Annotated in this window: 22 protein-coding genes; 18 read left to right on the top strand and 4 right to left on the bottom strand. The window is 64.1% G+C overall.

The window, feature by feature from the left end; all coding sequences use genetic code 11:
• Positions 1-101 precede the first annotated feature (101 nt).
• The 4 genes from agp to dhbA all read left to right on the top strand — a co-directional run bounded on the left by agp (position 102) and on the right by dhbA (position 4,425).
• Entirely contained in the window at positions 102-1,331 is a 1,230-nt protein-coding gene (gene agp, locus GT753_RS11910) for a bifunctional glucose-1-phosphatase/inositol phosphatase (protein ID WP_160125601.1), read from the top strand.
• A 162-nt stretch (positions 1,332-1,493) separates the two neighbouring features.
• Entirely contained in the window at positions 1,494-2,186 is a 693-nt protein-coding gene (locus GT753_RS11905; protein WP_160125600.1) for a 4'-phosphopantetheinyl transferase, read from the top strand.
• 189 nt (positions 2,187-2,375) lie between these two features.
• Positions 2,376-3,566, top strand: a complete 1,191-nt coding sequence (locus GT753_RS11900; RefSeq protein WP_015378432.1) for an isochorismate synthase MenF — start codon at positions 2,376-2,378, stop codon at positions 3,564-3,566.
• 100 nt (positions 3,567-3,666) lie between these two features.
• The gene (gene dhbA, locus GT753_RS11895) at positions 3,667-4,425 is read left to right on the top strand and encodes a 2,3-dihydro-2,3-dihydroxybenzoate dehydrogenase (protein ID WP_031300685.1); all 759 of its coding nucleotides are present in this window, start codon (positions 3,667-3,669) and stop codon (positions 4,423-4,425) included.
• Between the two features lies 1 nt (position 4,426).
• Here dhbA and rarD read toward each other — a convergent pair whose 3' ends face one another.
• Positions 4,427-5,305, bottom strand: a complete 879-nt coding sequence (rarD, locus tag GT753_RS11890; RefSeq protein ID WP_015378430.1) for an EamA family transporter RarD — start codon at positions 5,303-5,305, stop codon at positions 4,427-4,429.
• Between the two features lie 139 nt (positions 5,306-5,444).
• Between rarD and alkB the strand changes: the two genes are divergently transcribed.
• Complete coding sequence (alkB, locus tag GT753_RS11885; RefSeq protein WP_004940828.1) at positions 5,445-6,092, top strand: DNA oxidative demethylase AlkB; 648 nt, start codon at positions 5,445-5,447, stop codon at positions 6,090-6,092.
• Here alkB and GT753_RS11880 read toward each other — a convergent pair.
• Positions 6,075-7,010, bottom strand: coding sequence for a LysR family transcriptional regulator (locus tag GT753_RS11880; RefSeq protein ID WP_088381746.1), 936 nt, complete (start codon positions 7,008-7,010; stop codon positions 6,075-6,077). The two genes, alkB and GT753_RS11880, sit on opposite strands and share 18 nt — an antisense overlap.
• Before the next feature lie 88 nt (positions 7,011-7,098).
• On the opposite strand from GT753_RS11880, the gene GT753_RS11875 reads away from it, so the two are divergent.
• Positions 7,099-7,731 carry a hypothetical protein gene (locus GT753_RS11875; protein ID WP_076740790.1) on the top strand — a complete coding sequence of 211 codons (633 nt, stop codon included), beginning with the start codon at positions 7,099-7,101 and terminating at the stop codon, positions 7,729-7,731.
• 9 nt (positions 7,732-7,740) lie between these two features.
• On the opposite strand, the gene GT753_RS11870 is transcribed toward GT753_RS11875, so the two are convergent.
• On the bottom strand, positions 7,741-7,983 hold the full coding sequence (locus GT753_RS11870) for a hypothetical protein (RefSeq protein WP_004940831.1): 243 nt from the start codon (positions 7,981-7,983) through the stop codon (positions 7,741-7,743).
• Positions 7,984-8,224: 241 nt separating this feature from the next.
• On the opposite strand from GT753_RS11870, the gene GT753_RS11865 reads away from it, so the two are divergent.
• Genes GT753_RS11865 through GT753_RS11840 form a run of 6 tightly spaced genes read left to right on the top strand, consistent with a single transcriptional unit; the run spans position 8,225 to position 15,429 of the window.
• Positions 8,225-9,784, top strand: a complete 1,560-nt coding sequence (locus GT753_RS11865; protein ID WP_229705516.1) for a TIGR04028 family ABC transporter substrate-binding protein — start codon at positions 8,225-8,227, stop codon at positions 9,782-9,784.
• A 9-nt stretch (positions 9,785-9,793) separates the two neighbouring features.
• A complete protein-coding gene (locus GT753_RS11860; protein WP_004940833.1) occupies positions 9,794-10,738 on the top strand; it encodes an ABC transporter permease in 945 nt (314 codons plus the stop codon).
• The gene (locus GT753_RS11855; protein WP_015378425.1) at positions 10,735-11,625 is read left to right on the top strand and encodes an ABC transporter permease; all 891 of its coding nucleotides are present in this window, start codon (positions 10,735-10,737) and stop codon (positions 11,623-11,625) included. Before GT753_RS11860 ends, GT753_RS11855 begins: the two co-directional genes overlap by 4 nt.
• Positions 11,622-13,280, top strand: coding sequence for an ABC transporter ATP-binding protein (locus GT753_RS11850; RefSeq protein WP_015378424.1), 1,659 nt, complete (start codon positions 11,622-11,624; stop codon positions 13,278-13,280). The genes GT753_RS11855 and GT753_RS11850 overlap by 4 nt, the downstream gene beginning before the upstream one ends.
• Complete coding sequence (locus tag GT753_RS11845; RefSeq protein ID WP_015378423.1) at positions 13,277-14,320, top strand: putative FMN-dependent luciferase-like monooxygenase; 1,044 nt, start codon at positions 13,277-13,279, stop codon at positions 14,318-14,320. Before GT753_RS11850 ends, GT753_RS11845 begins: the two co-directional genes overlap by 4 nt.
• Positions 14,317-15,429: an alkylhydroperoxidase domain protein gene (locus tag GT753_RS11840; protein WP_015378422.1), complete on the top strand. Its 1,113-nt coding sequence runs from the start codon at positions 14,317-14,319 to the stop codon at positions 15,427-15,429. The genes GT753_RS11845 and GT753_RS11840 overlap by 4 nt, the downstream gene beginning before the upstream one ends.
• A gap of 84 nt (positions 15,430-15,513) precedes the next feature.
• On the opposite strand, the gene GT753_RS11835 is transcribed toward GT753_RS11840, so the two are convergent.
• Positions 15,514-17,427 carry a sigma-54-dependent Fis family transcriptional regulator gene (locus tag GT753_RS11835; protein ID WP_160125599.1) on the bottom strand — a complete coding sequence of 638 codons (1,914 nt, stop codon included), beginning with the start codon at positions 17,425-17,427 and terminating at the stop codon, positions 15,514-15,516.
• A 279-nt stretch (positions 17,428-17,706) separates the two neighbouring features.
• Between GT753_RS11835 and ssuD the strand changes: the two genes are divergently transcribed.
• The 6 genes from ssuD to GT753_RS11805 all read left to right on the top strand — a co-directional run bounded on the left by ssuD (position 17,707) and on the right by GT753_RS11805 (position 24,355).
• Entirely contained in the window at positions 17,707-18,879 is a 1,173-nt protein-coding gene (gene ssuD / locus GT753_RS11830; protein ID WP_015378420.1) for an FMNH2-dependent alkanesulfonate monooxygenase, read from the top strand.
• Positions 18,879-20,258, top strand: coding sequence for an FAD/NAD(P)-binding protein (locus GT753_RS11825; RefSeq protein ID WP_103085463.1), 1,380 nt, complete (start codon positions 18,879-18,881; stop codon positions 20,256-20,258). Before ssuD ends, GT753_RS11825 begins: the two co-directional genes overlap by 1 nt.
• Before the next feature lie 84 nt (positions 20,259-20,342).
• On the top strand, positions 20,343-21,749 hold the full coding sequence (locus GT753_RS11820; RefSeq protein WP_118891889.1) for an LLM class flavin-dependent oxidoreductase: 1,407 nt from the start codon (positions 20,343-20,345) through the stop codon (positions 21,747-21,749).
• Positions 21,750-21,756: 7 nt separating this feature from the next.
• A complete protein-coding gene (locus GT753_RS11815; RefSeq protein ID WP_021505840.1) occupies positions 21,757-22,776 on the top strand; it encodes a methionine ABC transporter ATP-binding protein in 1,020 nt (339 codons plus the stop codon).
• Positions 22,773-23,477, top strand: a complete 705-nt coding sequence (locus GT753_RS11810) for a methionine ABC transporter permease (protein ID WP_004940850.1) — start codon at positions 22,773-22,775, stop codon at positions 23,475-23,477. The genes GT753_RS11815 and GT753_RS11810 overlap by 4 nt, the downstream gene beginning before the upstream one ends.
• A gap of 2 nt (positions 23,478-23,479) precedes the next feature.
• The gene (locus tag GT753_RS11805; RefSeq protein WP_076740683.1) at positions 23,480-24,355 is read left to right on the top strand and encodes a MetQ/NlpA family ABC transporter substrate-binding protein; all 876 of its coding nucleotides are present in this window, start codon (positions 23,480-23,482) and stop codon (positions 24,353-24,355) included.
• The last annotated feature ends 158 nt before the right edge of the window (positions 24,356-24,513 follow it).

Below are 24,513 nucleotides of genomic sequence, written 5' to 3'. Positions count from 1 at the left end.
TTCCCGTGAACCCTGTCACACACTTGTCACACTAACCCCGCCATCATACTCAGGCAAACGCTAACACCTTAAAAATAATCATTTTCCGGGAGCCTCTGCGGATGAGAAAAAAAACGTTATTGCTGTGCCTGCCTTTGTTATTCACCGGGAACGCGCTGGCGGAAGCCGGCGGTTATCAACTGGAACAGGTGCTGGTGATGAGCCGCCATAACCTGCGCGCGCCGCTGGCCAACAACGGCAGCGTGCTGGCGCAGTCCACGCCGAAGGCCTGGCCGGCCTGGGAAACGCCGGGCGGCCAGCTGACCACCAAGGGCGGGGTGCTGGAAGTGTACATGGGGCACTACTTCAACGCCTGGCTGAAGCAGACCGGCCTGTTGCCGCAAGAGGGCTGCCCGACCGCCGGCAGTGTGTACGTCTACGCCAACAGCCTGCAGCGCACGGTGGCCACCGCGCAGTTCTTCAGCAACGGCGCGTTCCCGGGCTGCGACGTCAGCGTGCACCATCAGGACAAGATGGGCGAGATGGATCCGACCTTCAACCCGATCATCACCGACACCGGCGAAGCCTTCAACCAGCAGGCGCTGGCGGCGATGAACGCCGCGCTGGGATCGCTGAAGCTGGACGCCTCTTATCAACAGCTGGCGAAGATCATCGATTACAAGGATTCCGCCGCCTGCAAGACCGACAAACACTGCGATCTGACCAAAGAAGCCAGCGTGATGAGCGCGGTGCCGGGCAAAGAGCCGGGCGTCTCCGGCCCGCTGCGGGTGGGCAACTCGCTGGTGGACGCCTTTATGCTGCAGTACTACGAAGGTTTCTCGATGAAAGAGGTGGCCTGGGGCAAAATCGCTACCCCGCATCAGTGGAAACAGCTGGCGCAGCTGAAAGACGGCTATCAGGATTCGCTGTTCACCTCGCCGGTGGTGGCGCAAAACGTCGCCAAACCGCTGCTGACTTATATCAACAACGCGCTGCTCGGCGAGCGCAAACCGGACGCGCCGAAGCTGACGGTGCTGGTCGGCCACGACTCCAATATCGCCTCGCTGCTGTCGGCCATGCAGTTCCAGCCGTATCAGCTGCCGCAGCAGTATGAGAAAACGCCGATCGGCGGCAAGCTGGTGTTCCAGCGCTGGCGCGACGCGCAGAACAGCCGTGAATTGCTGAAGATCGAGTACGTCTATCAGTCCACCGAACAGCTGCGCAAGGCGACGCCGCTGACGCTGCAAACCCCGCCGCAGCGCGTGACGCTGGCGCTGAAAGGCTGCCCGATCGATAAAGACGGTTTCTGCGCCTGGAGCGATTTCGAGAAGACCATGAAGGGCATCTTGTAATACTGAGCCTCTCTTCCGACCGCGGGGGAGAGGCATTTTCCCCACTTCGTCCAACGCGCCGCCGCGCGGGACTTAACGCCATTTATTTTGCCCAGGGTCATTGTTGCAGGCCGTTTCGGGGGCTAACATCATCAGCCTGCCTGCTTATCATGGATACCGCCGTTGCCCACTTTTATCCGCAATATCGAATTTTTCACGCCGGACGGTTATCCGGGCCAGGTGGCGCGCTGCCATTTTGCGCTGGCGGATTACCGCGACGAGAGTTATCCCGAGGCAGGTTTTACGTTGCCGGACCATCTGGCGCGCGCGGTGCCGAAACGCCGCGCGGAGTATTTGGCCGGGCGTGTTCTGGCGCGCCAGCTGCTGGCGCCACTCGGTTTCGCCGATTTCACCCTGGCGCGCGGCGAAGACCGCGCGCCGCAGTGGCCGCCGGGCATTGCCGGGGCGTTGAGCCATAATTCGCATACCGCGCTGTGCGCCGTGCACCGCGAGAGCGGGCTGGGCGGCGTTGGGCTGGACGTGGAGACGTTGCTGTCCGTGGAGCGAGCTGAGGAGCTGTGGGGGGCGATCGTTTCACCGGCGGAGCGCGAGGCGTTGCTGGGCGAAACGCTGCCGTTCAACGCGCTGCTGACGCTGACGTTTTCCGCCAAAGAGAGCCTGTTTAAGGCGCTGTATCCGCAGGTGCGTTGTTACTTCGATTTTCTTGATGCGCGCATGACGGCCGTGGATGTGCAGCGGCAGACGTTCGTATTAGAGCTGCTTAAGACATTGACGCCGCATTGCGCCGCCGGGCGCCGGTTCAGCGGGCATTTTTGGCGTGAAGGTGACGACGTCACGACCTTTATTTTTTGCTAAAATACAATAATAACAATGTGTTATTTCTTTCCGTGCCGTAACGCGGATTTGACGCAGCGGGCGGAAAGATTCATTCATCGGAGATTGACCCACGGTGGGGAACCGGTGTAATTTACCATCCCTTTACAGCTAATGATAACTATTCGCATAAACATTATCATTGGTGAGGCGCAACAAAGGAGTGGTCTTGTGGCGACACTGACGACAGAAAACCAAACCTTCCCCGGGTTTGCGTACGCCGAACAATCGACCTTTTTGTACCGGTCCGAATTCCGTTCCCTCTCCGCCAGCGGCGTGTTCGAGCGCATTGAGACGCCGGCGTTCGGCGGCGAGCAGGAAGACAGCGCGCTGGCGCAGCATATCCGCCAGGCGTTGGCGCGCGCCAAAGCCGCCGGCCAGGCGGCACCGGTGGTGGTGGGCGCCATTCCGTTCGATACGCGCCGGCCTTCCAGCCTGTACGTGCCTGAAAACTGCCAGTTTGTCGCCAACGACAGCTTTACCCGCGCCGCGCGCCCGATGCTGCAACAGCCGCATCGCCTGGTCGCCTGCACCAGCATTCCGGACGAGCCGCGCTTCAAGCACGCGGTGGCGGAAGCGGTCAGCCGCTTCAAACAAGGCAAGCTGGACAAGGCGGTGCTGTCGCGCATCCTCGACATCGAGCTGGAGCAGCCGGTGGCGGGCCACCAAATCCTCAATAACCTGATGGTGCAGAACCCGACCGGATACCACTTCTCCCTGCCGCTGGCCGATGGCGGCGTGCTGCTCGGCGCCAGCCCGGAGCTGCTGATCCGCAAGCAGGGCGGCGAGATCCACACCAATCCGCTGGCGGGGTCGGCGCGCCGTCAGGACGATGCGCGACAGGATCGCCTCGGCAGCGAGCGCCTGATGCGCTCGACCAAAGACAAATACGAACACAAACTGGTGATCGACGACATTCGTCGGCGCCTGGCGCCGCTGTGCGCCAGCCTGAGCGTGCCGAGCGGCCCGTCGCTGCTCAGCACCGGCACCATGTGGCACCTGTCCACCCGCATTCGCGGCGAGTTGCTGAATCCGGCGCTCAACGTGATGCAGCTGGCCTGCCTGCTGCATCCGACGCCGGCGCTGTGCGGCTTCCCGACCGAGAGCGCCCGCCAGCTGATCGCCGATCTGGAGCCGCACGATCGCGGCTTGTTCAGCGGCATCGTCGGCTGGTGCGACGCCAACGGCGACGGCGAGTGGGCGATCGTCATCCGCAGCGGCCTGCTGCGCGGCAACCGGGTGCGGCTGTTCGCCGGCGCGGGGATCGTCGCCGCCTCGACGCCGCAGTCCGAGTGGATGGAAACCGCCGCCAAACTGGGCACCATGCTCAACGCTTTCGGCCTGAACAGCGGCGCGCTGTAGGGCCACTTTGCGGCGCAGCACGCCGCATCATATGCTTTTCGCAGGAGACAACGATGAACAACAACATGACCCGGCTGTGCGCCCGGATGGCGGTGCGCGCATGAGCATTCAGATGGATTTCACCGGCAAACGCGTGTGGGTGACCGGCGCGGCGCGCGGCATCGGCGAGCAGATCGCCCGGCATTTTTTGACGCAGGGCGCCGAGGTGGTGGGGTTTGACCGCGAGTTCGCCAACCCGGATCTGCCTTACCCTTGCGTGACGCTGGACATCAGCCGGCCGGAGCAGGTGGAGGCGGTGTGCCGCCAACAGCTGGCGGAAAACCCGCGACTGGACGTGTTGGTCAATGCCGCCGGCATTCTGCGCATGGGCAATACTGAAGATCTGAGCGTGGATGACTGGCACCAGTGCATCAACGTCAACGCCTCGGGGGCGTTTTACCTGTTCCGCGCCGTGCTGCCGCACTTCAAGGCGCAGCGCAGCGGCGCGATCGTCAGCATCGGCTCCAACGCCGCGCACGTGCCGCGCGCGCAGATGGCGGCCTACTGCGCCTCCAAGGCGGCGCTGACCAGCCTGAACCACTGCGTGGGGCTGGAGATGGCGCCGTTCGGCGTGCGCTGCAATCTGGTGTCGCCGGGCTCGACCGACACGCCGATGCAGCGCGGCATGTGGCAGACCGACGATGCACAGCAGCGCACCATCGCCGGCTTCCCCGAGCTGTTCAAACTGGGGATCCCGCTGGGTAAAATCGCCCGCCCGGACGAGATCGCCAACGCGGTGTTGTTCCTGGCCTCCGACTTGGCCAGCCACATCACCATGCAGGATATCGTGATCGACGGCGGCGCCACGCTGGCCGCCTGAGTCAGACCCGCTGGCGGCGCAGCAGGTGTTGCGCACCTTCCGCCGCCAGCAGCAGCACCGCCAGCCAGATCGCCAGATAGGTTGGCCACTCGCTTTGGCTGATGCTCTCGCCGAGCAGCAGCGCGACGATCACCAGCAGCACCGGTTCCACATAGCTCAGCAGGCCGAACAGGCTGAACGGCAGCAGGCGGCTGGCGAGGATGTAGCACACCAATGCCACGGCGCTGATGACGCCGAGCAGCGGAATGCGCCAATACAGCTCGGCATTGCTCTGCAACGCCGCGGCGCCACCGTCGCCGAAGGCGAACCAGGCCGCAGCCGGCAGCATCAGCGCCAGCTCGCACCACAGCCCGCCGAGATTGTCGGTGCCGAAACGCCGCCGCAAAATAAAGTAGAGCGGATAACCCAGCGCCACCACCAGCGTCGGCCACGACACGCCACCCGCCTGATACAGCTCATTGCCCACCCCCACCATGGCGCATGCCACCGCCAGTTTTTGCAGCAGCGACAGCCGATCGCGATAGATCAGGCGCCCCGCCAGCACCATGGTCAGCGGCAGCAGAAAATAGCCGAGCGACACGTCGAGCGCCTTGCCGTGCAGCGGCGCCCACAGGAACAGCCACAGCTGCACCCCCAGCAGCGCCGAGGTGAGCAGCAGGCCCAGCAGACGCGGCGGCCGTTGGCCGATCCAGGCCAGCGTGTCGCCCACCTTGCGCCAATCGCCGGACAGCGCCATGAACAGCGTCAGGAACGGCAGCGTCAGCAGCGTGCGCCAGCCGTAGACCTGCTCGCCGTTCAGCGGGGTGAGGGTAGAGGTGAAGTAATACATCGCGCCGAACAAGATGGAGGCGACGACTGAAAGAGTGATGCCCTTAATCACACGCATTCCTGGTGAGTGATTGATTTTATGGCGGCTACTGTAGAGAAATTTGCCGCCAACAACAATGGCGCCGCCGGGCGCTGGACAATCGGCGGCGGCGGGTTACAATGGATACTGTGTATTCATACAGGCTTTGGCGATGACAATCGATCTTTTTGAAGACGCGCTGCCGCCGCCGTGGCGCGAAGAGATCGCCCCCGGCGCGGTGGTGATGCACGGCTTCGTGCGCGATCACGGGCCGGCACTGCTGGCGGCGGTGCAGGGCGTGGTGGCCCAGGTGCCGTGGCGGCATTTGACCACCCCCGGCGGGCACGTGATGTCGGTGGCGATGAGCTGGTGCGGCAACGGCTGGACCAGCGACAGCCGGGGCTACCGCTATTCGGAACGCGACGCGCGCAGCGGCAAACGCTGGCCGGCCATTCCCCCCATCCTGATGGCGCTGGCGGACGAAGCTGCGCAGCAGGCGGGCTTCGGCCCCTTCGTGCCGGATTCCTGCCTGATGAACCGTTACGATCCGGGCAGCAAGCTGTCGCTGCATCAGGATAAAGACGAACACGACTTCGGCGCGCCGATCGTCTCGGTGTCGCTCGGGCTGCCGGCGGTGTTTCAGTTCGGTGGCCTGCAGCGCGGCGACCGGGCGCGGCGCATTCCGCTGGCGCACGGCGATGTGGTGGTGTGGGGCGGCCCATCTCGGCTCTGTTTTCACGGCATCCTGCCGGTCAAGGAAGGCTACCACTCGCTGGTGGGGCCGCACCGCATCAACATCACGCTACGCAAGGCGCTTTAGCTGCGGCTCCTGCGCCAGGCAGGCGACGAGATAGTCGATAAACACCCGCAGTTTGGGCGGCAGATACTGGTTGGGCGCGTAGAGCAACCACAGGCCGCCGTGATAGCTGCTGAGAAAATCCCATTCCGGCAACACCTGCACGATCTCGCCGTCGTCGAGCGCCTGGCGGGCGGTAAAGTACGGCAGGCTGCCGATGCCGATATGGCGTTTCACCGCGTCCAGCCGCACGCCGGTGTGGTTGGCGGCGTAGCGGCCGCGCACGTTGACCGTCACCGTTTTGCCGCTGCGGCGGAATTTCCATTGTGCGTCGCTCGGCGTTTCCCCCAGATAGATGCAGCTGTGCGCCGCCAGATCGTGCGGATGCTGCGGTGTGCCGTGCTGCGCCAGGTAGTGCGGCGTGGCGCACAGCAGATGGTCTATTCTCATCAACTGGCGGCCGATCAACCCGGGCGAGGGGCGATCGGTAATGCGCAGCGCCAGATCGACCCGATCGTCTATCAAATCCATGTAGCGATCTTCCAGCCGCAGCCTCACGTCCACCTTCGGGTAGCGGCGCAGGAACTCCGGCATGTGCGGATGCAGCACGAAGCGGCCCACCGCTTTGGGTACGCTGACGCTGACCAGCCCTTCGGGCTCCGCGGCGCCGCGCCCGCCGATCGCCATGACCGCGTCGGCCGCCGCCAGCAGGGTGCGGCAGTGCGCAAACACCTCTTCACCGCTTTCGCTCAGCCGCAGTTTGCGGGTGGTGCGGTGCAGCAGCTGCAGCGTCAACGCCTGTTCGAGCTTCGCCACGCTGCGGCTGACGGCGGAAGGCGAAGCGCCCAGCTTGCGGGCGGCGGCGGAAAAGCTGCCGCTCTCTACCACCTGAACGAAAACGGCCATTTCGGCTAACAGCGTGTAAGAAAGATTTGTGCTCATGACGCAAAAGTCCATTGTGATGGCGGCGGATTATCCTCCGATTATGGCATGAATATAATGGCTCTCCGAACCGAGGAGAAAAAAAATGATGACCGAGCGACGTTATTACTACAGCGACGATTTACAGGGCCAGGCGCGGGTGTTGAGCTGTGCGCCGGCCGAGGCGGGCGCTTACGCCGTGGAACTGGACGCCACGCTGTTCCACCCGCAGGGCGGCGGCCAACCTTCCGATGTGGGGTCGTTAGGCGACGTTACCGTGCTGCGGGTGCAGCAGCAGGGGGATACCGTGGTGCACTTTACCGCCGCGCCGCTGCCGAACGGGCCGGTGACGATGCAAATCGATGAAGCGCAGCGTCGGCTGCACGCCCGCTGGCACTCCGCTGGGCATCTGATCGGCTGGTTGGGCGAAACCCGGGGCTGGCGGCCGGTCAAGGCGCATCATTGGCCGGGGGAAGGGCGCATCACTTTCGCGCCGGGAGCGGATGCGCAGACGATAGAAGCGGACTTTTTGCAGGCGGAGCTGATGCGTTTGATCGCCGCCGATCTGCCGCGCCGCCAGCAGGCGGTGGACGGCCTGCGCCAGGTCGGCTTCGGCGAGCTGCCCGCCTACGGCTGTGGCGGCACCCATGTCGCCGCGCTGGGCGAGGTGGGCGCGATCGCGATTACCGGCCTAAAGATGAAGAAAGGGCAATTGAACGTGCAATATGAGCTGGGTGAATAAGGGGGCGGTTCAGCGCCCGGCCTGCCGCAGCTGGGTGCAGAATGCGCATTGGCATCCCGCCACCGGCACCGCCGCGCAGCTGCCGATGCTCACCGGCTGGGCGTCCATGGCGTGAAAGCCGTAAAACAGATTTTCGATGTTTTGTTCCGCCACCCGCGCCTGCTCCGGGCGCGGTTCGGGCACTTTCGACTGAAACGCTGCGGCCTTGCCGGCCAGCAGGCTGAGAAACAACAGCGACAGCTGGATTTTCATCGTCGTCTTCCTTTGGCTGAGGTTTTGATACTTTATAACAGATTGCATTCGCCGCCAAGCGACGCGTCTTGTGCGATTTACACCATTGGTTAGCGAAATTAGTTCGTTCAATTCCCCGCCGATTTGGTTTGTTATCTAACCCATAACTTTCAGAAATAATATGGGTGCGGCACTAATGTTTAATTTTTCTTTCAAGGTATTAACCGGTGGAATAGCGGTGGCGTTAGGAGGGGCGGCGGCGATGAGCCCGGCGTTGGCGGCGGTGCAGGGCGGCACGCTGATCTACCTCGAACAACAGGCTCACACCAATCTTTATCCGCCTTCCGGCGGGTTTTACCCCAACGGCGGTATTCTCAATCAGATCACCGACAAGCTGACTTACCAGAACCCCAAGACGCTGGAGATTGAACCCTGGATCGCCGAGTCCTGGAGCAGCAACGCCGACAAAACCGAATACACTTTCAAGCTGCGCCCCGGCGTGACTTTCTCCGACGGCACGCCACTGGACGCCAACGCGGTGGCGAAGAACTTCGACACCTACGGGCTGGGCAACAAGGAGAAACGCCTGCCGGTTTCCGAGGTGATCAATAACTACCAGCGCAGTGAAGTGGTGGATCCGCTGACGGTTAAATTCCATTTCACGCGATCGTCGCCGGGTTTCCTGCAGGGCACCGCCACTATCGGCTCCGGGTTGGTATCGCTCAGCACGCTGAACCGCAGCTACGACGAACTGGGCGATGCGCGCCATATCATCGGTTCCGGTCCGTTTGTGGTCAGCGGCGAAACGCTGGGGCGTGAGGTCGAGCTTAGCGCCCGTAAGGATTATGACTGGGGGCCGGTCAAATCGCCCCAACAAGGGCGAGCCAATCTGGACGGCATCAAGGTGATCGTCACCGGCGAGGACAGCGTGCGCATCGGTGCGCTGCAGGCCGGGCAGGCGGATTTTATCCGCCAGATCCAGGCCTATGACGAGAAGCAAACGCAGGATCAGGGCTTTATCATTTATGCCGCACCGACGCGCGGCGTCAACGACAGCATCGCTTTCCGGCCGGATAACCCGCTGGTGGCCGATCTGCGCGTGCGTCAAGCGCTGCTGCATGCCACCGACAGCAAGCAGATCGTCGATACGCTGTTCTCCGCCAACTACCCGCAGGCCAAATCGGTGATCGCCTCCTCGGCCGCCGGCTTTGTCGATCTGTCCGACAAGCTGAAATTTGACCCGCAGCAGGCCAACCGGCTGTTGGATGAAGCGGGTTGGAAAAAGGGCGGCGACGGGCTGCGGGAAAAGGACGGCAAGAAGCTGGTGCTGACGGTGTATGAATCGTTGCCGCAGCCGCAGAACAAGGCGGTGTTGCAGCTGGTTTCTCAGCAGTGGGGGAAAGTCGGCGCGCGGCTGAACATTCTGGCGGGCGACGCCGGCAGCCGGGTGGCGGATAATCTCGACCCACAGAAAACCCCGGCGACGGTGGTGGAGGTGGGGCGCGCCGATCCGGACGTGATTAAAAGTCAGTTTTACCCAACCAACCGCGACGGGCTGCTGCAGAAGGGCGGCACCAGCAGCAACAGCAACTTTAGCGATGACAAGCTGAATGCCCTGCTGCTCGGCATTGCCTCCGAGGTTGATGCGCAACAACGCCTGCAGATCGCCGGCGAGGCGCAAAACTACCTGATTGACCAGGCCTACGTGATCCCGTTTTTTGAGGAGCCGCAGGTGTTCGCTGGTGCGCCTTATTTGAAGGGGGTGAGTTTCGAAGCGGTCGGTCGCCCGAGCTTCTACGGCGCCTGGTTAGAGAAACATTAAGGGGGCGCAATGAAGCGATATCTGGCGGGGCGCATCGGGCAGGCGGCATTGGTGCTGTGGGCGGCCTTTACCCTGTCGTTCATCCTGCTGCAGGTGCTGCCGGGCGATGCGATCCTGATCAAATTCCAGAACCCGGACATGGGGCTGAGTCCGGCGCAGATCGCCGACATGCGCGCGGCCTATGGCGCGGATGTCCCCCTGTGGCGGCAGTATCTGCATACCCTGGGCAGCGTGCTGCATGGCGATCTGGGCTTCTCAATGCAGGCCGGGGTGCCGGTTACCGCGCTGCTGGCGGCTAATCTGCCCGCCACGCTGCAGTTGGCGGTGCTGGGCTTTGCGGTGGCGTTGCTGCTGGCGCTGATTATCGCTTTTGTTTCCAACCTGACCGGCTTCGGCTGGCTGCGTTCGGCGCTGCAGATGCTGCCGTCGCTGTTCGTTTCAGTGCCCACCTTCTGGCTGGGCATTGTGCTGATTCAGCTCTTTTCGTTCCGCCTGAAGCTGATCCCGATCATTAACCCCGGCGAGTGGCAGGGGGTGATTTTGCCGATCGCGACGCTGGCGCTGCCGATCTCCGCGCCGCTGGCGCAAATTCTGATCCGCAGCATCGATGCGGTGCAAACCCAGCCGTTCGTCGCGGTGGCGCGGGCCAAGGGCGCCAGCCGCAGCGGGGTGCTGTGGCGGCATGTGGCGCGCAACGCCATGCTGCCGGCGCTGACCATCGCCGGCATGCTGTTCGGCGAACTGATCGCCGGGGCGCTGATCACCGAAACCGTGTTTGGCCGCAGCGGCCTGGGGCAATTGACCCAGCAAGCGGTGGTCAATCAGGACGTGGCGGTGCTGCAGGCGATAGTGCTGATCTCGGCCGCCGCTTTCGTCATCATCAACTTGCTGGTGGATCTGCTGTTCCCGCTGCTGGATCCGCGGCTGAAAACCCAGGCAGGAGCATCCCTATGAGCAGTATCTCCTTTGAAAAAGCCACGGTTCCGGAGCGCGATCTGTCCGGCGCTGAAAGTGAAGGCGCGCTGCCCGCCAGTCGTTCGAGCCGCCGCCGTGTCCCCCTGACGCTTTTGCTGGCCTGGGCGGTCATTGCGCTGGTGGTGCTGTGGGCGTTGGCGCCGCAGCTGTTTACCGCCTACAGCGGCACCGAAGGCATTGCCGGCGCGCAGCGACTGGCGCCCGGCGGTGCTCATTGGCTTGGCACCGATCAACTGGGACGCGACCTGTATGCGCGCATGGTGTACGGCGCGTCGCAAACCCTGGCCGGCGCGGTAGTGGCGGTGGCGCTGGGGTTGGTGTTCGGCACCGCGCTCGGCCTGATCGCCGGCGCGTTGGGCGGCGTGGCGGACGACGCGGTGATGCGCGTCGTCGATGTGCTGCTGTCGATCCCCGGCCTGCTGCTGTCGCTGAGCATTATCATCCTGCTTGGTTTCGGTACGGTCAACGCCGCCATCGCCGTGGGCGTCACTTCGGTTGCCAACTTTGCCCGTCTGGCACGGGCGGAAGTGGTGCGAGTGCGGCACAGCGATTACGTTGAAGCGGCTTACGGCAGCGGCGGCAGCTTTTGGGCGGTGCTGTGGCGGCATATCCTGCCGAACTCGCTGACTTCGGTGATCGCCTTCTCGGCGCTGCAGTTCGGCAGTGCGATCCTGGCGATCGCCACCCTGAGCTTCCTCGGTTACGGCACTCCGCCGCCAACCCCGGAATGGGGGCTGCTGATCGCCGAAGGGCGCAACTACATTTCCACCGCCTGGTGGCTGACCACCTTCCCGGGCATGGTGGTGGTGGCGGTGGTGTTGGCGGCTAACCGCATCAGCCGTTCGCTGGGAGGAAAAGCGCGATGAGCATGCAAGCGGCATGGCAACGGGCGGCGCGGCCGCCGGTACTGGCGCTGGACAAGGTTTCCATCGCCTATCAGGGCAACGAAGGCAGGCGAAGGGTGGTGCATGAGGTGTCGTTCACGATTGAGCCGGGGGAAGTGGTGGCGCTGGTTGGCGAATCCGGTTCCGGCAAAACCACCACGGCGCAGGCGATCATCGGCTTGCTGGCCGACAACGGCCACCTTGAACAGGGCGCCATTCGGCTGCACGGCACCGATATCGCCGGCTGGTCATCGCGGCGGCTGGATGCGGTGAGAGGGGCGCAAATCAGCCTGATCCCGCAAGATCCCGCCAGCTCGCTCAACCCGGTAAAAACCATCGGCGAGCAGGTGGCGGAGATCGTCAATATTCACCGCCGGTTGCCGCGCGGGCAGGTACAACAGCGGGTGACGGAACTGCTGACCCGCGTCGGGCTGACGCACCCGGAACTGCGGGCGCGCCAGTTTCCACATCAACTTTCCGGCGGCATGAAGCAGCGGGTATTGATCGCCATCGCCATTGCGCTGCAGCCGGCGTTGATCATTGCCGACGAACCGAGCAGCGCGCTGGACGTGACGGTGCAAAAACGCATTCTCGATCTGATCGACGAGCTGCGGCGCGAATTCGGCACTGCAGTGCTGCTGGTGACGCACGATTTGGGCGTGGCGGCGGAACGCGCCGATCGGCTGCTGGTGTTCCGCCACGGCCGGGTGCAGGAACAGGGGGCTACCGCCGAGGTGCTGCGCGCGCCTGCCAGCGCATACACCCGTAAACTGTTAGCCGATGCGCCTTCATTGAGCGGCGCCGTTGCGCCGCCGCCGAAACGCAGCGGGCAGCCGCCGGCGATCGTGGTTCAGGCGCTGGTTAAGGATTTTCGGCTGTCCGGCGGCCAGGGGTTCCGCGCGCTGGATCGCGTGTCATTCAGCGTGCCGCGCGGCACCACCCATGCGTTGGTGGGAGAGTCCGGGTCGGGCAAAAGCACGTTGGCGCGTTGCCTGCTGGGTTTCGAGCGGCCGGATGCCGGGCAGGTCCTGATCGACGGCGTCAATGTTATCGGTCTCAGGGGCGAAGCGCTGCGTCAGTTTCGGCAGCGCATTCAGCTGGTTTATCAGAATCCGTTCGGCTCGCTCGATCCCAAACAGACTCTTTATCGGGTGATTGAAGAACCGCTGCTGAATTTCGCGCCGATCGGCAAACCGGAGCGCGATCGGCGGGTGCGTGAGCTGTTCGAACGGGTCGCGCTGCCGCCCGATTTGCTGAACCGCAGGCCGCACGAACTGTCCGGCGGCCAGCGTCAGCGGGTGGCGATTGCCCGCGCGCTGGTGCTGCAACCGCGAATATTGGTATTGGATGAGGCCACGTCGGCGCTCGACGTCACGGTGCAGGCGCAGATCCTGCATTTGTTGCAAGAGTTGCAGCAGGAGCGGGACCTGACCTACCTGTTTATTTCTCACGATCTGGCGACGGTGCGGCGGATTTCGCACAGCGTTTCGGTATTGCACCGCGGTGAACGGGTAGACGGCGGCGCCACCGCCGAGTTGTTCGCCATGCCGGGGAGCGATTACACCCGCCAATTGATCGCCGCCATTCCCGGCCGCGCATCGCATGCCGGACAGCCAAAATTCGAGGAGGCGATATGAGCGGAAAAAGACTCGGTTTCTTCACCCGATTGCTGGATCAGGGCAGCGCGCAGGAGCGCTACCGGCTGGCGACCGAACAGATCGTGCACGCCGAACGAGCCGGGTTCGACACCGCTTGGGTGGCGCAGCACCACTTTCATGCCGATGAGGGCGGTCTGCCATCACCGCTGGTGTTTTTGGCGCAGGCGGCGGCACGCACCCGCCGTATCCGGCTGGGCACCGGGGTGATCACGTTGCCGATGGAGTCGGCGCTGCGGGTGGCGGAAGACACTGCGGTACTGGATCTGTTGTCCGACGGCAGACTGGAGGTGGGCGTGGCCGGCGGCGGCACGCCGTCTTCTTTCGCCGCTTTCGGTCTCGACGCCGGGCAGCGCAACACGGCATTCGCCGAGAATTTGCGCACGTTGCTGAGCGCCTGGCGCGGAGAGGCGTTGGGCGGCGAAGACAACCGGCTGTACCCGGCGGCGCCGCAGCTGGCGCAGCGCGTCTGGCAGGCCACGTTCTCGGTGGAAGGGGGCGAACGGGCCGGCCGCGCCGGTGACGGTCTGATGCTGTCGCGCACGCAGCCGCGCCCGGCGGACGCGCCTGACCTGCCGCTGGACGAACTGCAGAATCCGATCATTGACGCTTATCTGGCGGCGCTGCCGCCAGGGGTGGCGCCGCGCATCATGGGGTCGCGCACTGCGTTTGTCAGCGAGAACGGCCAGCAGGCACGCGACTTCGCCACGGCCGGGTTGAGCCGTGGGCTGGAGCGGATGCGCGCCAGCGGCCACCGGTTGGCCGATACGTCGCTCGACGGCCTGATCCGCGCTTTCGACGTGCACTTGGGCACGCCAGATCAGGTAATAGCCTCGCTGCAACGGGACAGCGCGCTGGCGCGCGTCACCGATCTGGCGTTTCAGGTGCACTCCATCGACCCGCCGCACGCCCATATTCTGCGTTCTATCGATCTTATCGCCCGCCACGTGGCCCCTGAACTGGGCTGGCGGCGCGGCACGCCCGCCGTTGCTTATGAATATCACGTTGAGGAAAAGCTATGACGACATTACCGCACCAGGTCGATCTGCTGGCCGAACTGGCCGAGATTGCGCCGGATTCCACGCTGGCGCAGGCCAGAGCCACCCGGCAGGCGGCGACCGATGCCGTTCAGTCCAGCTATCTGGCGCTGTTTGCGCCTGCGGACGCCGGCGATTTCCCGTTGGCGCAGCGGCTGCGGTTGGCTCAGCGCATCAGTGAATGGCATGGCGAGCCGCGCTTGGCCGCGCATTACGCTGCTCTGCTGGAACGTCAGGGCGACGCGCCGGAAGACGAGCGGCTGCCGGCGGCGTTGGCGCATGCAGAACGTTTGGCGTTTCAACCGGCCAACGCCAACGCCCAGCACTTGCAGGCGCTGCGGCAGGCCGGCTGGTCGCTGGACGCCATCGTCACATTGTCGCAGTTAATCGCCTTTGTCAGTTTCCAAAGCCGCTTGCTGCGGGGCTACCGGTTGTTGGGCGGCAAGACGGACGACGCTGCGGCGCATCAGCCGGTAACGGCCGGCCGCTGGCGAACGGAGAGCGCGACGCGAGGCGGCCGTCACGCGCCGCCGGCGTTTACCCGGCAAGAACTGGGGTGGGAGCCGTGGATCGCCGCCAAGCCGTTGGCGGAATTCGATGACGCCGGCCGGGCGTTGCTAGAGCGGTTTGGCCACGCCGATTCCGATTACTTCCGCCTGTTGGCGCGCAACCATCCGGTGCTGGAACAACGCACGCTGGCTGACCGGGCGATTTTTTATACCTCCGGCGGGCTGTCGCGACAGGATCGCGAGTTGGCGGCGACGGTCGCCAGCAAGGTGAACGGCTGCATCTACTGCGCCTCGGTGCATGCGCGCAAGGCGGCGCAGCTGTCGAAGCGCGAAGCCGAGATAGATCGGTTGCTGGCGGTGGCGCCGGGCGGCGCGTTGAGCCAGGGGCAGGATGACGCCTGGCAAGCGCAGATAACCTTTGCCGCCGCGCTATCCGCCACGCCGCCGCAGGCTGACGCCGGGCAACTGGCGGCGTTGCGCGCTCAGGGCCTGGATGAGCTGGCGCTGTTGGATTTGGTGCAGGCGACGGCGTTTTTCGCCTGGGCCAACCGGTTGATGTTGACGCTGGGCGAACCTTATCTCTGATCTCTGCCCTCTTTCAGGCGGCGGCATTGTCGGCTGCCGCCCGGGATCCGCCGGACATCTGGCGTCGGCGCTTTTGGCAGGGGATCACAACGGCCAGACCGCCTCGCGCACGGCGATCGCTCTGGGCAGCAGCCCGAGGGCGTAGAAGCGGTCGGCGATGCTTTGCTGCTGGCGGATCACCTGCAAATCCATGGCGCGGATCTCGTGGCTGCGGCGCGACAGCGCGAGTTCCAGCGAGGCGCTCGCCAGCCCCAGTTCGTTGGAAAGGTGACGAGCGGCTTCTCTCGGCTGCGCAGTGATGTAGCGGCCGGTGTGCTGCAATGCTTGCATCAGCGGCTGCAACAGATCGCCCGAGCGCTCGGCGAAGTCGCGGCGCGCCAGGTAGAATTGCTGATTGAGCACCCGCTGGGTGCCGTCGGCGATCACGCGCAGTTCCCCGTTGCGTTGCGCGTCGCTGAGCAGCGGATCCCACATCATCCAGGCATCCACCGCCTGCAGATCGGTCGCCGACAGCGGATACTTCGGCGGCGCGTAGACGATACGCACGTCGTTCAACGTCAATCCCTGTTCGTCCAGCATCTGCAGCAATAAATAGTGCACGTTGGAGCCTTTGTTGAGCGCGATGCGTTTGCCGCGCAGATCGGCGGCGCTGCGTATCGGGCTGTCTTGCGGCACCACCATCGCCACGCTCTGCGGCGCCGGCGGCTCAAAACCGACGTACACCAGCGCATTGCCCTGTGCCTGGGCGAAGATCGGCGGCACTTCGCCGGTGGTGCCGAAGTCTATCTCATCGCCGTCGAGCGCGTGCAGCAGCTGCGGCCCGGCGGGAAACTCGCTCCACAGCACGCTGATGCGCTGTGTGGCGAAGAGCTGTTCCAGGCTTTGCCGCGCCTTGAGCACCCCGAGGTTGCCGAACTTTTGATAGCCGATGCGCAGTTCGCGTTCGGGCAGCGGCGCTGCGCTGATGGCCGGTGAATGTGAGGGGGCGCCGGCGCTGCGGCGGCGCGGTTTGATCAGACCAAGATGCGCCAAATGGGTGCGCAGGGTATTGCGGCTGACGCCGAGCAACGACGCCGCTTGCAGCTGGTTGCCGCCGCTGCGTTCGAAGGCGTTGCGCACCAGCGCATCCAGCACCCGTTGGTAAAGCTGCGCGCTGTCGCCTTGCAACTGCTGCTGCACAAAGCGATCGATGGCGTCGTCGCCGCCGCCGCCGTTATCCGTCAGGCGATGGGTGAGCTGCAGTTGCTGCGGGGCGATCGCCCCCTCCTGGCTCAGCAAGACCGCATTATGCAGCGTGTTCTCCAGCTCGCGCACGTTGCCGGGCCAAGGGTAGTCCAGCAGCGTCTGCTGCGCTTCCGCCGTCAACCGCGGCAGTGGCCGTTCCAGACGGCGGGCGTACAGCGCAAGAAAATGTCTGGCCAGCACCGGAATATCGTCCGGCCGCTGGCGCAAGGGCGGTAAAGTCACCGCCGCCACGTTCAGGCGGTAATAGAGATCTTCACGGAACCGCCGTTGGCGAATCGCGCCGGCCAGATCGACGTGGGTGGCGGCGATGACCCGCACATCGATCTTCAGCGGTTTGCGCGAACCGACGCGGGTGATCTCCCGTTCCTGCAGCACGCGCAGCAGCTTGACCTGCAGCGACAGGTTCAGCTCGCCGATCTCGTCCAGCAGCAGGGTGCCGCCTTCCGCCGCTTCGAACCAGCCCTGATGAGTGCCGACGGCGCCGGTGAAGGCGCCTTTCTCATGGCCGAACAGTTCGGCTTCCGCCAGGCTTTCCGTCAGCGCGCCGCAGTTGACCGCCAGGAAAGGTTGATGGCGGCGCGCGCTGTGGTGGTGCAGATAGCGCGCCACCACTTCTTTGCCGGTGCCGGTTTCACCGACGATCAGCACGGTGGCGTCGGTGGGAGCCAGCCGATCGAGCACGCTTTGCAGAGCGAGCGACGCCGGATCGATCAGCACCGGTTTGTCGGCGGCGAACGGTTGGGGATCGTACATGGGCGTCTCCTGTCTGACGACGATGGGGAAAAAAATCTTATCCCAGCCAATGAGTCGCCGCGAGAGGATAAAAGGCGCACGGTGCTGCATTGGCAACAGCTTGCCGCCGCCGCCTGCTGCCAATGCAGCAGCGTTTTGACGTCGATATCTCATCAATATATTGATATGCATTGGTTTTTTTTAATCTGCAATGTGGCACGCATCCTGCTTTTCTTTTTATAACCAAGCAAAGTTTTTCTATCGATAAATAATGAAAATAGTTATATAGGAAAGGCATAAATGACTGAGTCAGTGAAAGATCGCATCAACGTTTTCTGGTTTCTGCCGACCCACGGCGACGGTCGCTATCTGGGCACGGCGCAGGGCGGGCGCCCGGTGGACCTGCCTTATTTGCAGCAGGTGGCGCTGGCCGCCGACAACCTCGGCTATTACGGCGTGCTGATCCCAACCGGTAAAAGCTGCGAGGATTCCTGGCTGGTGGCGGCGGCGCTGGCACCGATCACCCGCCGGTTGCGCTATCTGGTGGCGGTGCGCCCCGGCCTGCAGCCGCCGAGCCTGGCGGCGCGCATGGCCGCGACGCTGGATCGGCTGTCGGACGGGCGCCTGCTGATCAACGTGGTGACCGGCGGCGATCCGGTGGAAAACAAAGGGGATGGCATCTTCCTCAGCCATGCCGAACGCTATGAGGTGACACAGGAATTTCTCACGGTGTATCAACGGCTGTTGCAAGGGGAGAAGGTGGATTTCAGCGGTAAGCATATTCGCGTCGAAGGCGCCGAATTGCTGTTCCCGCCGGTGCAGGAAAACGGCCCGCCGCTCTATTTCGGCGGCTCATCGTCGGAAGCGATCGACATCGCCGCCGGGCAGATCGACACCTACCTGACCTGGGGCGAGCCGCTGGCTCAGGTGGCGGAAAAGCTGGCGGTGGTGCGCCAGCGCGCCGAGCGGCAGGGGCGTAAACTCAGCTATGGCATTCGCCTGCACGTTATTGTGCGCGAAACTGAAGACGAAGCCTGGGCGGCGGCCGAGCGACTGATTGCGCATCTGGATGACGACACCATCGCGGCGGCGCAGCAGATCTTTGCGCGCATGGACTCTACCGGCCAGCGCCGCATGAGCGAACTGCACGGCGGCTCGCGCGAGAGTCTGCGCATCGGCCCCAACCTGTGGGCCGGCGTCGGCCTGGTGCGCGGCGGCGCCGGCACCGCATTGGTGGGCAATCCGCAGCAGGTGGCGGCGCGCATACGCGAGTATCAGGCGCTGGGCATCGACAATTTCATCCTTTCCGGCTATCCGCATCTGGAAGAGGCTCACCGCTTCGCCGAGCTGGTGATGCCGCTGCTGCCGCTGGCGCAGTCGACTCATCAGACGGCTCGCACGATCAATACCGGCCCGTTTGGCGAAACCATCGGCGGCGATCGTCGTCCCGGCCCGGCGCAGCGGGAGGGCTGATGGCGAAGCGTGCCCATATTATCGTTATCGGCGGCGGTTTCACCGGCGCGGCACTGGCGATCCAGCTGGCGCGCGGAGCGGTGGATGTCACGGTGATCGAACCGCGCGCCGCGCCGGGCTATGGCGTGGCGTATTCGACCACCGAGCCGACTCACCGCATCAACGTTCCGGCCGATAGGATGCAGCTGGCGGATGAACCGGCGGGGGATTTTGACCGCTGGTTCCGCGAGGGCGGCGGGCTGGCGGCCGATCCGCAGGCGTTGTGGCGCGACGGTAAAGCCTATCCGCAGCGCGGCGCCTTCGGCCGCTATGTCGAGGAACGTTTTCATCAGGCGGCGCAGTCGGGCCAGGCCCGCTTGCGGCACCTGCGCGATCGGGCGCAGCACCTGCAGCCGCAGGCGCAGGGCGCGTCCGTCATCACCGCCGGCGGCGAACGGCTGTGGGGCGATTATGTGGTGTTGGCGACCAGCCATCCGCCGCCCGCGCTGCCGCGGCAGATCGCCCCGGAACTGGCGCGCGACGCGCGTTTGATCGCCAATCCCTGGGCGGAGGGGGCGCTGGATGAGATTGAGCCCGATGAATCGTTGGCGATCGTCGGCAGTGGGCTGACGATGGCCGATGCGGTAGCGGCGTTGCACCGCCGCGGGCATCGCGGGCCGATTACCGCGCTCTCTCGTCACGGCTTGCTGCCGCGTGCCAATGCCGAAGGGGAGTACCCGACGTGGTCGTTTACCCCGCCATCCGGACTGCGTGACGGGGTGCGGCAGGTGCGCCTTGAGGTGGCGCGCGCCGCTCGGCAACGGGTGCCGTGGCAGGCGGTGTTGGACGCGGTGCGCGCCCAGGGCCAGCGCCTGTGGCAAGCGTTGACGCCGACCGAACAGCAGCGCTTTCTGCGGCATCTGCGCGCCTATTGGGACGTGCACCGCTATCGCCTTGCGCCGCAGGTGAGCACGCTGCTGATGGAGCAACAGGCAGCGGGCACGCTGCAGGTATTGGCCGCTCGTCTGCGGCGGGCGGAACCCATGCCGCAGGGCGTGCGCTTGACGATTCTGCCGCGCCAGGGCGCAGAGCGGGCGCTGCAGACGCAGCGGTTGCTGATCGCTACGGGGCCGGCTCATGCCGGCCTGATCGCCGCCAGCCCGTTGCTCAGTTCGCTGGCGGAGCAGGGGGCGCTGCGCGCCGATCCGCTGGGATTGGGGCTGTGGGTCAATGCCGACAGCCAGGCGATCGGCGGCGACGGCCTTGCCAACCCGCGCCTGCTGGTGGCCGGCCCGGCGGCGCGCGGCCGCTTCGGCGAACTGATGGGGCTGCCGCAGGTGGCGGAACACGCCCAAAGCGTCGCGCAATACCTGCTGGCGCGATGTCCGGCTGCAAACTGATCGTCCATTCCCGTTTTTAACACCCTAAGACCCCCCATCCGGCCCGGCTCCGCCCGTGGCCGGCAGATAATTGTGGAGCTCGCTATGTCATCGCAACGTGAAATTCGTCTTAACGCTTTTGATATGAACTGCGTCGGCCATCAGTCGCCGGGGCTGTGGGCGCACCCGCGCGACCGTTCCTGGCAGTATAAGGATCTCGAATATTGGACCGATCTGGCGCGCCTGCTGGAACGCGGCAAGTTCGATGGATTGTTTATCGCCGACGTGCTGGGGATTTACGACGTGCTTAACGGCAGCGGCGACGCGGCGATCCGCCAGGCTACGCAGGTGCCGGTTAACGATCCGCTGGCGCTGGTGACGCCAATGGCGCTGGTTACCGAACATCTCGGCTTCGGGCTGACCGCCTCGCTGTCATTCGAGCACCCTTATCCTTTCGCCCGCAGATTGTCGACGCTTGATCACCTGACCAAGGGGCGCATCGGTTGGAATATCGTCACCTCTTACCTGGAGAGCGGCGCGCGCAATATTGGCCACCGGGCGCAGACCGATCACGATGCGCGCTACGACTACGCCGATGAATACCTGCAGGTGGTTTACAAGCTGCTGGAGGGCAGTTGGGAAGACGGCGCGATTTTGCGCGATCGTCAGCGGCGCATCTTCAGCGATCCGGCGAAAATTCATCCGATCAACCACAAGGGCGAGTTCTTCCAGGTGCCGGGCATTCATCTGAGCGAGCCTTCGCCGCAGCGCACGCCGGTGCTGTATCAGGCCGGCGCTTCCAGCCGCGGCAAGCAGTTTGCTGCGGAACACGCCGAATGCGTGTTTGTCGCTTCTCCTTCGAAAACATTGCTGAAAAAAACCGTAGCCGATATCCGCCGCCGCGCCGCCGAGGCCGGGCGCGATCCGCGCAGCATCCTGATCTTCAACCTGCAGACGGTGATCGTCGGTGAAACGGACCAACAGGCGCAGGAAAAATGGCGGGAATACAAATCCTATACCAGCTACGAAGGCGCGCTGGCGCTGGTGTCCGGCTGGACCGGCATCGATTTCGGCCAGTATCAGCCGGATCAGGTGCTGAAGCATCTGCACACCAATGCCATTCAGTCGGCGGTGGAAACTTTCTCCAGCGCCGATCCCAGCCGTGAATGGACAGTACAGGGCATCGCCGAATGGGTCGGCATCGGCGGTTTCGGCCCGCTGTTGGTGGGCGGCCCGCAAACCGTGGCCGACGAACTGCAGGCGTGGGTGGAGGAAACGGATGTTGACGGTTTCAATCTGGCCTACGCCGTTACCCATGAAACCTTCACCGACGTGGTGGAACTGCTGATCCCCGAGCTGCAAAAACGCGGAGCGTACAAGCGCGACTACACGGCGGGCACTCTGCGAGAAAAATTGTTCAATCAGGGGCCGCGCCTGGCGGAGCCGCACCCGGCGGTGGGCTACCGCTGGCCGGCCGGCGCGTCCTTGGCCGATGCACTGAGCGTCAAGTGAGGATGCGATGATAGAGATTGAGGAGTTGCACAAGGCTTACCGCGCGCCGGACGGGCGCCGGATTGAGGTGCTGAAGGGCGTTTCGCTGCGGGTGCCGGCCGGATCGATTACCGCCGTGGTCGGCCCCAGCGGGGCGGGCAAATCGACGCTGGCGAAATGCATCAGCCTGCTGGAGCGGCCGAGCAGCGGCAGTATCCGGGTGAACGGCCAGGACTTGTCGCGGCTTGCGGGCGAGGCGCTGCGCAGGGAGCGGCGGGCGATAGGCACGGTGTTCCAGTCTTCCGCGCTGCTGCAGCGCAAAACCGCCTGGCAGAATGTGGCGCTGCCGTTGACCTATCTGGGCGTGGTGCCGCGCGATATCGACAAGCGGGTAAAGAGCCTGCTGGCGGCGGTGGGGCTGGCGGACAAGGCGGCGTTTTACCCGGCGCAGCTGTCCGGCGGCCAGCGCCAAAGGGTCGGCATCGCCCGCGCGCTGGCGCTGAATCCGTCGGTGCTGCTGGCGGATGAGGCCACCTCCGGGCTGGATCCGGACGCCACCGGGGCCATTCTCAGCCTACTTAAACAGCTGCGCGATCGGTATGGCCTGTCGATCATCCTGATCACCCACGAGATGGATGCGGTGCGCGATGCCGCCGACGCGGTGGCCGAGATCCGCGACGGCGTGATTGTGCAGCAAGGGCCGGTGCGCGAGCTGTTGGCAGCGCCCGATTCCTCGCTGGGCCGCCGGCTGTTCCCGCTGAAGACGCTGGCGTCCGACGCCGCGTTGCGGCTGCAGGTAACCTACTGTGCCCGTCAACCGGCGGCCACCGACTGGATCAGCCGCATCAGCCGCCAACTCGACCTGCAGATCGATCTGTTGGGCGGGCACGTTGAAGTGGTGGGCGGCAGCCTGGCCGGGCGGTTGGAGATTGCGGTGCGTTTTGGCGGCGGTTCGCGTTCGGTGGCTGAACTGCAGGACGAGCTGCGGCGGTTGGGCATTCTCGCCGAGGTGCTGGAACAGCCGGCGGCGTTGAAGGAGGCGGTATGAAAAATCTGTCTGACAGCGTGATGAGCCAGGACACACCCTGGCGCGAGATCCATCGGTTGATGCTGCCGGCCTACGGCGAAACCTGGCTGATGGTCGGCATCGTGATGCTGTTTGTGGTGGCGATTGGCGGCGCCGTCGGCGTGGTGCTGTTCAACACCTCATCGCGCGGCTTGTTTCCGCGCCCGGCGCTGAATCGCGCGCTGAGCTGGTTGGTGAACATGGGCCGTTCGCTGCCGTTTCTGGTGCTGATGGCGGCGATTATTCCGTTCACCTTCTGGTTGACCGGCACCACCATCGGCATTCCGGCGGCGGTGATCCCGATGATCGTCGCCGGTATTCCGTTCTTCGGCCGGCTGGTGGAGAACGCGCTGCGCGAACTGCCGCCGGAGGTGACGGCGGTGGGGCTGGTGTCCGGCGGTTCGATCTGGCAGATAGTCACCCGCGCGCAGCTCAGCGAGGCGCTGCCGGCGATCGTCGCCGCCATCACGCTGAACGTCATCTCGATGATCGAGTATTCGGCCATCGCCGGCACCATTGGCGCAGGCGGCATCGGCTATCTGGCGGTGGTGTACGGCTACCAGCGTTTCGACAATCACATCATGATCGCCACCATTGTGGTGCTGATCGCCACGATCCAACTGATTCAGTTTATTGGTGACCGCCTGGTCGCCGCGTTGCGTCATCATCAGGAAACCCTTTAATCATGCCTAATCACGATTTTGAGATAGTGAAGAAGAAACGCTGGCCGTGGCCGGTGGGTATCGCGGCGGTGGCGATTATCGCCGTCGCGGTTTGGCACTTCAGCGCCCGCCAGCAGCAGACGGTGCAGTTCGGCAGCACGCTGAAAGTGCACTTTGAGCCGGCGATGGCCGGAGAGCAGCGGGTGATCGAGTACGTCGGCGAGCATATCGCGCCGGATTACGGCCTCAGGCTGGAGGCGGTTGGCCTGCAGGACCCGGTGCAGGCCGATCGTGCGGTGGCGCAGGGGCAGTACGCCGCCACGATCTACCAGCACCAGTGGTGGCTAAAGCAGGTGGTGGAGGCCAACGGTTTTAAGCTGACCCCGACGCTGCCGGTGTTTCAGTGGGCGTTCGGCATCTATTCCGACCGCTATACGTCGATCGCCGAGTTGCCGGACGGCGCGGAGATCGTGGTGCCCAACGACGGCGCCAATCAGGGGCAGGCGTTGTGGCTGCTGCAGCGCATTGGACTGATCGGGCTGGATCCGGCGATCGAGGCGCGCACCGCCAGGCTGAAAGACATTCGCGAGAACAAACGCCATTTTAACTTCAAGGAGCTGGATTTGCTGACCATGCCGCGCGCGCTGAATTCGGTAGATGCGGCCATTGGCTATGTGTCGCAGTTCGACGCCGGCAAAGTGCCGCGTGAGAAGGGCATCTTGTTCCCACCGGCGCCGAAGACCTTCGCCTCGCAGCTGGTGATTGGCACGCCCTATCTGCAGGACGAAAATATTCGCAAGCTGCAGCGGGCGTTTGCCGATCCCAGGTTGCAGGCGTGGCTGAAAAACACCGACGACCCGCTGGTGAAAGGCGTGCTGGTGCCGGTCTCGGCAGAATAATCCCCGCCCGAAATGGCCGTGATAAAGACCGGATTAACGCGTGTTAATCCGGCGTTTCCGTTACGCTGTAACTGTGTTTAATTTATTGATTTTAATGATATTTATAGAAATATTTGTTGTTTGTCGGCGTAATTTTTTCACCCTATAAACGAGGTGTC

Source organism: Serratia sp. Z4 (assembly GCF_009900725.1).
GTDB classification, from domain to species: Bacteria; Pseudomonadota; Gammaproteobacteria; order Enterobacterales; family Enterobacteriaceae; genus Serratia; species Serratia nematodiphila.
This window is presented reverse-complemented; position numbering and strand designations above follow the sequence as displayed.